We start from the raw sequence: 12,327 nt of genomic DNA on the forward strand, positions 1-12,327 counted from the left end.
TTGCACCGAAGAAATTAGTAAAAAAGAAATGAACTTTAGAAAAATCAGTATTGCAGTTTTGTTTTTAACATCAACAGGAGCTGTAATGTACGCCCAGGAAGCAAAATCTGACACCGTAAAATCTGAAAAGAAAATTGATGGTGTTGTTATCCAGGGAACTACAAAAAAAGGTGCAGAATCAAACATTATCAGTCTGCAAAAAAAATCAGTAGAAGTAATCGAGCGCGTAGGATCTGTACAGCTTGAGAAACAAGGTGTGGGTGACGTTTCTGTTGCAGTAACTAAAGCTACAGGTTCTCAGAAGCAGGAAGGCAGCGGCCAGATTTTCATCAGAGGTCTTGGTGACAGAAACAACTCTACAACGATTAACGGACTTCCGGTTCCATCAAATGATCCTTTATACAAAAACATCGATTTGAGTATCATCAAAACTGATATGATCGATTTTATTGGTTTGGAAAAAGTTTATAACCCTAAACTTTGGGGAGATATGTCTGGTGCCAACGTAGACATTGTAACTAAAGTTTACACAGGAAAGCCATATTTTAAAGTTAACTTAGGATCATCTGTCAACTTCAACGCTGTTCAGAAAAACAATTATTTCCTTCAGGACGGGCCAAGCTATTTTGGTTTTGCAAAACTAGAACAACCTTCTAAAAATGCAATCATCAACAGAGGATATGTATTTCAGACTTCATGGAGAGATCAGGAAATTAATAATCCTATCAATTCAAACTTAAGCTTTGATTTCGGAACCAACTTCAAAATTGGAGATCAGGGAAAACTTAGCATTTTTGGATACGGAGGTTTTGATAACAGCTATGAATATTTCAATGGAACTACAGGTGGTGCTTTTGACGGACAGAACAATGCTTTAAGAGTTTATAACGTAGCTGAAGAATTTAAATATACAACCAACACAACCGGTTTGTTGAATGTAAATTATAAGATTAATCCTAATCACAACATCAATTTAAGTTCAAATTATATTCACACTACTGAGCAGAAGCTTGGAAACTACGAAGGTTACAACAGAGATTATTACGATAATGACCCTTCAATGGAAAGATTTGTTACTCAGCAAAGAAGAGCTACATACAAAACCAATGATTTATTGGTGAACCAATTGAGAGGTGAGCATACTTTATCTGAACCTTTAAAAATCAGCTGGAATTTAGGCTACAACAGATTAGACAGCAGAAGACCAGACAGACAGCAGAATGTAACTGTTTTTGACAAGCAGCAAAACTACAGTTTCTTCGCAAGTTCTAACCCTGGAGCAAATAACAGATATTATGATCAGTTATTAGAAAATGATTTCGTAGCTGATATCCATGCAGACTATAAAGTTGGTGAGAAAGCTAAAATTACTTTAGGATATAGCGGAAGATATAAAGATTCTGATTTCAAAGCAACGCAGTATAACTTCAGAATTCTTCCTTTACAGGGAACTTATTATGTAGATCCTAAAAATTACGATTCTTTCTTCAACTTAGGAAATTATCAGACAGGTGCTTTCTTCGACATCGTAACCTTTAGAGGAGATGTAAAATACAGCCCTGATCAGGCTTTAATTCCTCAAACATTTACCTCTGAAATGACCAACAATGCAGGTTATGTAAATGTAGATTATAAGTTCAGCGAAAAATTAACTGCACAAGCTGGTGTGAGATATGAAAACCTAATGCAGAAACTGAAGTTCAATACTGCAATTCAGGAAGGTAAAGCAAATAGAGATTACAATAAAATTTTACCGGCTTTCAATATCAAATACAGTGTAAATGATCAGCATAATTTAAGATTAGCAGGTTCAAAAACATATACAACTCCACTTTTACTTGAAACAGCACCTTATCAATATGAGGAAGTTGAAGAAAGTACAATCGGTAACATATCTAACTACCCTTCAGACAACTACAACGTAGATTTGAAATGGGAATGGTTTCCTAAGAAAAATGAGTTGATTTCAGTAACAGCTTTCGGAAAATACATCCAAAACCCTCTTTCAAGAATTACAATTAATTCGTCTGCAAACTTAACTTCAGTAGTAAACGTGGGTGATACAGGAAGAGTTTTAGGTATTGAAGCTGAATTCAGAAAAGACCTGTATAACTTTGGAAATGGAAGAATTTACACTTTCATGAACGGTACTTACTTGAACACGCAACAGGAGCTTGATGAAGGTAAAGTAACAAAAGAAAATGCTGGTGCTAACAAATCAAACTTTACAACAGATTTCCTGATTGATGAAGACAAAATGCAGGGAGCATCAGAATTCCTGGCAAACGTAAACGTTGGTTTTGAAAAGAAATGGGGCAACAAAAACACTATGGATTTAGTAGTTTCTTACTCTTACATTTCTGATAATATCTATGCTATCGGATTCCAAAGTAGAGGAAACATGGTAGATAAAGCATTCAGCACATTAGACGCAACTTTGAAATTCAAATTAGGAAGCGGAATTGGTTTCTCATTCACAGGAAGAAATCTTATCAATCCTTACTTCACAAGAATTCAGGATAATGCAGGAACTGAACTTACCTCAAGAAAATACAAAAGAGGGGCAGGTGTAGGAGCCAGCGTTTCTTATGAGTTTTAATTAATCTAAAAAAATAAAAATTTAAAATATTGTAAAATGAAAAAGAACACTTTAAAATTATTAGCTGCGGTATTCGTAATGTCTACAACTGCTGTAGTATTCCACTCTTGTAGTGATAATGACGACGAAGAAGTAGTATCTACAGGTATTGCTTCAGATCCAAACAACTTCAAAGGTGAAGTAAAATCTGGTGAAACAGTAACTTTAAATCCTTCAGTAACTTATAAATTAACAGGAGCTGTAGCTGTAAAAGCTGGTGGTACTTTGGTAATTCCTGCAGGAACAAGAATCGAAGCTACAGGAGGTACTTCTGCTTATATCACAGTTGAACAGGATGGTAAAATCTTCGCAAACGGTACTGCTTCTCAGCCTATCGTAATGACTTCACCGGCTGGTCAGCCAGGAAGTTGGGGAGGTTTGGTAATCTGTGGTAAAGCTCCTATCAACAAAGGAACTTCTGCAACTGCTGAAGTAGGAAACGCTACTTACGGTGGTGCGGTTGCCAATGACAATTCTGGTACATTAAGATTTGTAAGAATCGAGTATGCAGGTGCAATCTATCAGGCTGATAAAGAATTCAACGGACTTTCACTTTTCGCAGTTGGTAACGGAACTACAATCGACAATGTATCTTTAATCAACGGTTCTGATGACGGTATCGAATTCTTCGGTGGAACTGTAAATGTTTCTAATATTGTATCATTCGGAAACGAAGATGATGCATTTGACTGGACAGAAGGTTGGAACGGAACTGCTACAAACGTGTACACAAAAAGAAGAGCAAACGGTGTTGGAAACAGAGGTATCGAAGCTGATAACAACTCAAACAACAACGATGCAAGCCCTTACTCAAACCCTACAATCAAAAATGCTACTTTCATTGGTGGAACAACTGGTGAAGCAGATGGTTTGAAATTGAGAGTAGGTACCAGAGGTACTTTCGATAACATTGTATTATCTAACTGGACTACAGGAATAAACATCGAAAACGATGCCTCATTAGCTTGGTTCAACGGTCAAAACAGAATTACTAATATTAGATTTGAAACTGTTACCACTGAAGCTTCAGGAAAAGGAAACGATCCAGACGGATCAGGACCACTTACTGCACCAACAGTTGCTATTCAGGCAAACACTTATACAAAAAGTACTACTGCTACAGGTGCTGGAAACGGTACAGCTACACCAACTTGGGCTACAGGATGGGCTGGTTTATAAGAAATAATTAGTTTCTTCATATCAATTGAGAAAACCACCTCAGAATTTTTTCTGAGGTGGTTTCTTTTTTTATTCTTCGATGGTTCTGAAAGTTAAATTTATTCTCGGCGTTTTCACTTTAGTTGTTGGCGGAAGACGGTGCAGCCAGTTTTCCTGAGTAGTTCCTTTCATGACCAACAAACTTCCGTTTTCCAGAAAAATATCAACTGTTTCTTTGGTGGTTTTATGTTTAAATAAAAACTTTCTTTCGGCACCAAAACTTAATGATGCGATAGCACCGTGTTTTTTCAAATCTTTCTCTCCGTCGCTATGATAGGCCATTCCCTCGCTGCCGTTGTGGTATAAATTCAGTAAGCAGGAGTTGTAGGTTTCGCCTGAAACTTCCTCGCACTTTTGTTTTAATTCCAATAATTCAGGCGTCCAGATTTTGGCGTATTTTGTCCGTTTTGAGTAAGTATATTCAAATTCTTTTTCTCCAAACCAAGCCACTTTTCTTTTCGTTAAAATCAATTTCCCAAAAATAACTGCTTCATCATTTTCCCACGGAATTTGGTTTAATAAATATTCGTAATATTTCAAGCATTCATCTTGCGAAAAGATTTTACCGTAATATTCTGTAACTCCGTCATGCGGAAGAATATTGATTGGAAATTCTGAATTTTCGTCGAAGAGTTTAAGCATTTAAAAACTTTAAATTAATTATTACTTGCATCGAATTTATCACACACGATCACAAAATCCGTGTAAATCTGTGAGATCTGAGAGATCTGAGAGAGAGAATTATTTATTTCAAAATATGATGATCCGTAAAAATCTTCGCACTCTCCCACCCGATTATCAGCTGCTTTCGGTCGCTTCCCCACATGTAACCGCCAATTTTACCACTCGACTGTATTACACGGTGACAGGGAATTAAAAACGCCACAGGATTACTTCCAATAGCTGTTCCAACCGCTCTTGACGCTTTGGGATTTCCAACATCGTGAGCCAGATTTCCGTAGGTACATAATTTCCCCATTGGAATTTTAAGCAGACTTTCCCAGACTTTCAACTGAAAATCAGTTCCTTTTAAATGAAGTTTAATTTGATTTAAATTTTCCCAGTCTTCATTAAAAATAGACAAAGCATTTTTCTGCAAATCATCTTTTTTTTCTGAAAATTCTGCGTTAGGAAATCTCATTTTTAAATCCGAAAGAGCTTTCATTTTATCATCATCAAAAGCGATATAACAAACACCTTTCTCTGTGGAAGCCGATATTAAATTTCCAAAAAGACTTTCTGAGAAACTATAGTTAATTTTTAAATTCTTTCCGCCATTTTTATATTCTGCTGGCGACATTCCTTCAATTTTAACAAACAAATCGTGTAGCCGGCTCGTGCTGGACAAACCTGTTTCCAAAGTCGTATCAAAAAGATTTATTTTTTCTTCTTTTAAAAGATTTTTAGCATGATTTAAACTGATGAACTGCAAAAATTTCTTCGGACTCGTCCCTGCCCAATCCGTAAACATTTTCTGAAAGTGTGTCGGACTCAAACCCACAAATTCAGCCACCTCATCCAGATTTGGCTGAAGCTGAAAATGATTCTGAATATAATCTATTGCCTTTGCAATTCTCTGATAGTCTAAAATTTGCTGAGCCGACATGCTTTTTTTTTATTTAAAACAAATTTCAGAAGAAAAATCCGAAGAAAAAATCCGTTTCATGTGGAATTTCAAATCTCAAACATCCAATTTCAAATCTTTAAAAATCCCTACCTTTGCAAAAACAGAAAATATGTCATTAAAAGCTGTGCTGTTCGATATGGATGGCGTGATTGTAGACACAGAACCGCTGCACAGAAAAGCCTATTTTAAAACCTTCGATCAGCTTGAAGTTGCTGTTTCAGAAGAATTATACACCTCTTTTACAGGTGCTTCCACCAAAAGAGTTTTTGAGACCATTATTAATCATTTTGATCTGTCGGGAACTCACGAGGAAATGTCGGTTATCAAGCGGGATTATTTTAAGGATTATTTTTACAATGATGAGGAATTTGATCTGATTACCGGAGTACGAAAGTTGATTGAACATTATTACAACCACGGAATTACATTAATTTTGGCATCTTCAGCAACAATGACCACAATCAACATGGTTTTTGAAAAATTCGGACTTGAAAAATATTTCAGCGGAAAAATAAGCGGAGCCGACTTAAAGGAATCAAAACCTCATCCTGAAATCTTTTTGAAGGCAGCAGAAATGGCGGGTCAGCCTATCGAAAACTGCATGGTGATTGAAGATTCTACCAACGGAATTCTGGCCGCTCACAGAGCAGGAATTTTCTGCGCAGCTTACAAAAGTTTTCATACGCACAATCAGGATTACAGTTTGGCAAATATTATTGTTTCGGATTATGCTGAACTGGAAGTTGGTAAGATTTCAAAATTCTTTTAAATATATAGGGCTCTCAAAATTGGGAGACATTTTTATTTAAAGGAAATATCAATCTTTTATCCTCTGCAATCCTTAAATTCTGCAGTAAGAAAGAAAACTGCAACGGTTACAAAAGAAATTGTTACCAATAGAAAGAAAATTTTAGAAAGGATTTTTGATGACTGGGTTTTTCTTTGAAATCTAAAATTAATCCAAATGATGATTAAGGAATTAAATGCTAAAAACTTGGCCAGCGGGTTGTACATCATGTGAAAATCATCAGGATCCGGACCAGACCATCCACCTGACGTTTCTAAAATTACAGGATATTCAATGATTTTATACACCAAAAAGATCAAATTGACGGGTAAAAGCACAAACGCCATTTTGTAAAACCTCTTATATCCTTCAAATCGCTTGTAGGATTCCAAAAAGATGACATAGGAAATCAGGATGCAGATAATAAAAACTTCAAAAACTTGTATACCCACAAAGTTTTCAAGCTTTGTTTCCGAACAATATCCCTCATATCCGTAGTAAGATCGCATTCCATAAAATGATATCAAACCTATGTATACATATCCTGCAATAAAAGTAAGTATGATGAAGATTACTGCTAAAGTTTTTCTCAATTTCATTTTTTATCAAATATAAAAATGTTTATAAATTAAAAATGACTGATGTGTAATCATTTTGTGATTTTTTCAAACGAAAAAAGCTTCCAAATATTGAAAGCTTTTATTAGTTTTGGCTAAAGCCGAATGATTTCACCTTAATGAAAATGGGCTAAAGCCCGTTCCTATTGAATTATATTCCAAGTCGTTGCTTTACTTGCAACAATTTAGTATCCCAATATCTTCAAAATATCCTCAGGTCCCTGTCTTTCCCTGAAAATTTCATACTGAAACTCACCGTTTTCATCTTTCTGAATCAAAATATGTCTTGGCTGAGGCATCAGACAGTGGTGAACACCGCCGTAACCGCCAATTGTTTCCTGATAAGCGCCTGTGTGGAAAAAGCCGATGTACAGAGGTTTTGTATCGCTGAAAACCGGTAAATAAATAGCGTTGGTATGCTGTTCAGAATTATAGTAATCGTCAGAATCACAAGTCAGACCACCTAAGAAAACTCTTTCGTAAGTATCATCCCAACGGTTGAGCGGAAGCATGATAAAGTGTCTTGATATCGCCCATGTATCGGGAAGTGTGGTCATGAAAGAAGAATCAATCATATTCCATTTTTCTCTGTCGTTCTGGCGTTTCTGAGAGATAATTTTATAAATATTCGCTCCGCTTTCTCCTACAGTGAAACTTCCGAATTCGGTATAAATATTCGGTTCTTCCACACCCTCTTCTTCACAGAATTTTTTGATCTGCGATGCAATTTCCTCGACCATGTACTGGTAATCGTAATCGAACTGTAAAGATGTTTTGATTGGGAAACCACCACCGATGTTCAACGAATTCACTTCGGGAGCAATTTTCTTCAGACGTGCATAAACACGAAGACATTTGTATAATTCGTTCCAGTAGTACGCAGTATCTTTAATTCCGGTATTAATGAAGAAGTGAAGCATTTTCAGTCTTGCATTCGGGTGTTCAGCAATTTTCTGACTGTAATAAGGGATAATATCTTTGTATCCGATCCCCAGTCTTGAGGTATAGAATTCAAATTTTGGTTCCTCCTCGGATGCAATTCTGATTCCGATATCGAAAGTAGTGTCGATGCTTTCTGTAAGCTTGTCCAGTTCGCGGTAATTGTCCAGAATTGGCGTAATATTTTCAAAACCGCTGTTGATCATATCTGAAATTTTCGCGAGATAATCATCGGTTTTAAAGCCGTTGCAGATTACTTCGATATTTTTATCCACTTTACCTTCGTTGTAAAGAGATTTCACAATATCCATATCGTAAGCTGAAGAAGTTTCGATGGAAATATCGTTTTTCAGGGCTTCTTCGATGACGAATTTGAAGTGACTCGATTTTGTGCAGTAGCAGTATCTGTAGTTTTTTTTGTAGTCGATTTTCTCAAAAGCTTCTTTAAACCAGCCTTTTGCTTTCTGTATATTCTGAGAAATCTTCGGGAGGTAACTTACCTTAAGAGGCGTTCCAAACTTCTCAACAACTTCCATCAGAGGAATATCGTGAAAAGACAAATTGTTCTCAGAAACATTGAATTCTTCGGTTGGGAAGTACAATGTCTGATCAATAAGTTCCGAGTACTTTATTTTCATTTTCTAGCAAGTGAATTAAGAATGCAAAATTGCTAAAAAAGATTGATTTTCGGATGTTAATTTCTTATAATTTTCTATTTCTGCTAAAGTCTTAACATTCCGTTTAAATCTTTGTTATTTAGATAAAAATAAGACCTTAAACATTCATTATTTTTGAAAACCACGCTTATTCTTTGCAACAAAAATCAGAAGATTCCCTTTATCGTATTCGATGAAAACATCATCTTCTTCGGCAAAATTTCTGGTCAGCATGGTGCTTGTCATTTCAGCGTCAATTCCATTTATATTCCATTGTAAACCTTTTGATTTTAAATTTTCTACTGATGGAAAAGGATACAGCGAAATGATTTTATTTTTAACACCTTTCAATTCAAATTTTTGCGGAATGAAATAGTATTCAGAAAAATCATCATAAAATCTGATGTTTAATTTTTCTTTAAAGCCGAAAGCTACCGTTAAATTTCCAAGAAAATGATCCTGCTCTCCACCACTTCCGCCATAAACATCTACATTTTTAAAACCTCTTTCCAAAATGATTTCTAAAGCTTTGTAAAAATCGGTCCGTTCCTGATCCGGCGTGTGAATAATTTCAATTTTATTAAGCTCAGCCTGCCGGAGAACTTCCTCTTCCCAAACATGAGAATCGAAATCTCCGGAGATAAAATCAAGTTTTTCTAATGGAAAATTTAATGTTTTTAAATAATGAAAAGCGCCGTCGGTGCAGGCAATCAAGGTGTAAATATCCAAATCAGGAAGCGATTTTGGAGCGTCTCCGTTAATGAAAAGAAGTGCTTTATCTTTCATACGGATTTATTTGATTAATTTGAATTTTACAATTTGAACTCTATTATAAAAGCCAAAATTAATTGTTCTTTTAAAAAAGCCCTGTTTTACAATTCCCATATCGTAATCCATTAAATACTCTGTATTTTCAGAAAATTCTAACTTTAAGTCACGAAGTTGGTCATCTATTTCTTTAGCATTTTTGCTGCTAGCCTTTTTTAAGGCTTCTATCACCGAAATTTTAAGCTGATCCCCGTTGCCGTTTCTGTTGGTTTTCACGACACAAGTTTTTAGATCTTCTTTCACGTCTGTCATCACTAATGTTTCTTTTGCAGAAAAATTTTTGCCTCCAAAAGGATTTTCCATTTCCAAATCATTTGTACTAGGTTGATTTTCTTTAAATTGATAACCAAAAAACAATAGATAGGCCTTAATATTTTTTGTCAATAAAAGTTCAACTCCTTCGTTAGTCTTAACCAAGCTTTTTGCAATATTTAATAGTGCTTTTTTCGCTTCATCAGCAGTTTTAGCTAATTCATTATCTATAATTTTATTAACCGAATCTTTGATTTCTGAACTGTTTTCTAAAGATAGATATTGTCCGTGTTCAGATAGCTTTAATCTTAGAGGTTGGTTTAGAATTTTTGTTGTAATTATATTTTCTAAATTACTTTCCTTTAAATCTACTTTTGCTGCAGAATAAATCCATGTAATTTTTATTTCCGTATCGGAAATTTCATTTACAGTAAATTCTGAATCAAATTTTGATTGAGTAAAAATCTTTTGTTTGTTTTTGTAATCAGTTATTTCTGAAACAAACTGAATTGGAAAAACATCATTTACTTTCCACTTGGCAACAATATCTATAGAATTTTGGGCAAAAACAGACGAGTAAAAAAGAACAAAAAGTGCTGTTAGAATTACTTTATCTTTCATTCGGGTTCCAGTATTCTTCGGTTTCGTTGTTGATTTTTGAGATGTATCTTGCTAAAACAAATAAGTAATCTGAAAGTCTGTTTAAATATTTAATCAATTCCGGACGCACCTCTTCAGATTCATTTAAGAAAACTAATGAACGTTCTGCTCTTCTGCAAATCGTTCTTGCAGCATGTAAAAACGTTGCTGACTTTCCACCGCCTGGGAGGATGAAAAATTGAAGTGGCTCGAGTTTTTCTTCAAATGCGTCCATCCAGTTCTCGAGTTCTTCGATTTCAGTGTCGGAAATGATTAATGGAAGTCTTGATTTTCCATTAGCCAACATCAGTTTGTCGACCGGAGTTGCTGCTTCTGAGCCGACTGTAAATAAATCGAATTGAATTTTTTTAAGTTGTTTTAAAACTTCCTCATCCGTGATGTGACTTTTTGAAATTCCGATGAATGAGTTGAGCTCATCGATATTTCCGTAGCTGTCTACTCTTGCGCTGGCTTTGGAAACTCTTGTTCCGCCGTATAATGCGGTTTGGCCTTTATCTCCTGTTTTGGTGTAGATTTTCATTGTTGTTAAGGTTTAAGTTTAGAAAATAATAAAACTGCGAAAACTATTCTAAATATTATTAGCCTGTTTAAACTTCATCAAAATTATTTTTCTGATCCTTCCTTCGACAAGCTCAGGATGACATGGGAGTTCATTTTGATGAAATCTTCGAGACATTTTTCCTCCCTTTAGGGTTGGGGAAAAGAAAAATGTATCGAAAATTTTGTTTTTAATAATTTTAAACAGTCTCTAGGATTTTTCAGATTTAAATGATCATTAAAATTCAGAGAAATCTTAGTTTAGCAACTCATTTCATTTCGCACGACTAAAGTAGTTCTTTTTACAAAAATTTGAAAATGAAATTCAATTGTTCTGAAAAAGCGAACTCCCCTAGCCCTGATAGGAGCGGCATCCTTTTTTGGTGGCGGAAGTAACGAAGTGGAGACCGACACCAAAAAAGATACAGCGGATAGCAGGATTAAGCTCTTAAAAAATAATCGGGATGCGGGATTCGAGGTTCGGGATTCTACTCATCACTTATTGCCCATTAAAAAAGACCAACCTAAAAAAGATTGGCCTCCTTCAAAATTATCTATCTAAACATCATATTTTACCTTCGTAAATTCATCCACATCTTCACAATAACGTGAAGAAATATATTTTATTTTAATGAAATTTAAATTATTTTAAAACTTAAAAATCCTACTGACAAACTGTTGTCATAACCTCGACTTACCTTTGTATCAACATTAACAAACAAAACAAATACGTTATGACAACTACAGCAACAAAAACAAAACAGTTTATCTCTGCAGACCAGATTCTTGAGCACTGGCAAGGGCACAGAAACCTTACCAGAAGGGTGATTGAAGCTTTTCCTGAAAAAGAATTATTCGAGTTTTCCGTGGGCGGAATGAGACCTTTTGCTAATTTGGCAGTAGAGTTAATCAGCATCGCCGGGCCGGCTTTGAGAGGAATTGTAAATGAGCAAATAGAAGCATTTTCTGAAGAGGCTTTTAAACCAAAAACCAAGGAAGAGCTTTTGGCAAAATGGGATTCTGAAACCGATGTTATCAATGAATATTTCCACAAAATTTCTGAGGAGAGATTCCAAGAGACTTTCAATTTGTTCGGACAATATGAATTTCCGGTGTATCAGAATATCTTGTATTTTATTGATAATGAAGTTCATCACCGTGGGCAAGGTTACACGTATTTGAGAGCGCTGGGAATTGAGCCGCCGTTTTTCTGGGAAAGATTTTAGGCATCATTAATCCTTTTATCTTGTAAATCTCTTGCGGATTTTTCGGATGCAGCAGATTAAATTCTGTGATAATCTGTGAAATCTGTGAGAGATTTTTGCATTAACAATTATTTTTATCATTATCCCTATTTGACAATAACTTAGCTTCAACAGTTTGTTTGTCATTCCGCAGGAATCTCAACACCCTGCAAATAAAGCAGTTTAGATTCCTCCGGAATGACAAAACGACTGCTAACTTATTATTATGGTTAAAAACTTAAAATCGTATAATTTTTAACATTTATTTACTTCAATTTTACTCGTTTCTTTGCGCATATATTAGAGCCCCAAAATTTTAGAAAT

The 12,327-nt window shown here is 35.2% G+C and carries 11 protein-coding genes; 4 read left to right on the forward strand and 7 right to left on the reverse strand.

The genetic code is table 11. The annotated features are described in order from the left end of the window. The first annotated feature begins 28 nt into the window (after positions 1–28). Together AC2A1G_RS11625 and AC2A1G_RS11630 are read left to right on the forward strand one after the other, a co-directional pair. The gene (locus AC2A1G_RS11625) at positions 29–2,599 is read left to right on the forward strand and encodes a TonB-dependent receptor domain-containing protein (protein ID WP_484047083.1); all 2,571 of its coding nucleotides are present in this window, start codon (positions 29–31) and stop codon (positions 2,597–2,599) included. 36 nt (positions 2,600–2,635) lie between these two features. Then, positions 2,636–3,817: a hypothetical protein gene (locus AC2A1G_RS11630; protein WP_484047084.1), complete on the forward strand. Its 1,182-nt coding sequence runs from the start codon at positions 2,636–2,638 to the stop codon at positions 3,815–3,817. Between the two features lie 69 nt (positions 3,818–3,886). On the opposite strand, the gene AC2A1G_RS11635 is transcribed toward AC2A1G_RS11630, so the two are convergent. Then, positions 3,887–4,498: an alpha-ketoglutarate-dependent dioxygenase AlkB family protein gene (locus AC2A1G_RS11635; RefSeq protein WP_484047085.1), complete on the reverse strand. Its 612-nt coding sequence runs from the start codon at positions 4,496–4,498 to the stop codon at positions 3,887–3,889. A gap of 103 nt (positions 4,499–4,601) precedes the next feature. Beyond that, positions 4,602–5,462 (reverse strand): bifunctional helix-turn-helix domain-containing protein/methylated-DNA--[protein]-cysteine S-methyltransferase, encoded by an 861-nt coding sequence (locus AC2A1G_RS11640; protein ID WP_484047086.1) that lies wholly within the window; start codon positions 5,460–5,462, stop codon positions 4,602–4,604. Between the two features lie 130 nt (positions 5,463–5,592). On the opposite strand from AC2A1G_RS11640, the gene AC2A1G_RS11645 reads away from it, so the two are divergent. Beyond that, positions 5,593–6,252, forward strand: coding sequence for an HAD family hydrolase (locus AC2A1G_RS11645; RefSeq protein ID WP_484047247.1), 660 nt, complete (start codon positions 5,593–5,595; stop codon positions 6,250–6,252). A gap of 56 nt (positions 6,253–6,308) precedes the next feature. On the opposite strand, the gene AC2A1G_RS11650 is transcribed toward AC2A1G_RS11645, so the two are convergent. The 5 genes from AC2A1G_RS11650 to AC2A1G_RS11670 all read right to left on the reverse strand — a co-directional run bounded on the left by AC2A1G_RS11650 (position 6,309) and on the right by AC2A1G_RS11670 (position 10,742). Next, positions 6,309–6,869, reverse strand: a complete 561-nt coding sequence (locus AC2A1G_RS11650; protein WP_484047087.1) for a hypothetical protein — start codon at positions 6,867–6,869, stop codon at positions 6,309–6,311. A gap of 203 nt (positions 6,870–7,072) precedes the next feature. Beyond that, complete coding sequence (locus AC2A1G_RS11655; protein ID WP_484047088.1) at positions 7,073–8,464, reverse strand: type III PLP-dependent enzyme domain-containing protein; 1,392 nt, start codon at positions 8,462–8,464, stop codon at positions 7,073–7,075. 147 nt (positions 8,465–8,611) lie between these two features. Next, complete coding sequence (locus AC2A1G_RS11660) at positions 8,612–9,268, reverse strand: thiamine diphosphokinase (RefSeq protein ID WP_484047089.1); 657 nt, start codon at positions 9,266–9,268, stop codon at positions 8,612–8,614. 6 nt (positions 9,269–9,274) lie between these two features. Further along, the gene (locus tag AC2A1G_RS11665) at positions 9,275–10,183 is read right to left on the reverse strand and encodes a hypothetical protein (RefSeq protein ID WP_484047090.1); all 909 of its coding nucleotides are present in this window, start codon (positions 10,181–10,183) and stop codon (positions 9,275–9,277) included. Beyond that, positions 10,173–10,742: a cob(I)yrinic acid a,c-diamide adenosyltransferase gene (locus AC2A1G_RS11670; protein WP_484047091.1), complete on the reverse strand. Its 570-nt coding sequence runs from the start codon at positions 10,740–10,742 to the stop codon at positions 10,173–10,175. Before AC2A1G_RS11670 ends, AC2A1G_RS11665 begins: the two co-directional genes overlap by 11 nt. 751 nt (positions 10,743–11,493) lie before the next feature. Between AC2A1G_RS11670 and AC2A1G_RS11675 the strand changes: the two genes are divergently transcribed. Then, on the forward strand, positions 11,494–11,985 hold the full coding sequence (locus AC2A1G_RS11675; RefSeq protein ID WP_484047092.1) for a DinB family protein: 492 nt from the start codon (positions 11,494–11,496) through the stop codon (positions 11,983–11,985). The last annotated feature ends 342 nt before the right edge of the window (positions 11,986–12,327 follow it).

The sequence above is a fragment of the Chryseobacterium sp. HNCC26DJ240 genome, assembly GCF_057180485.1.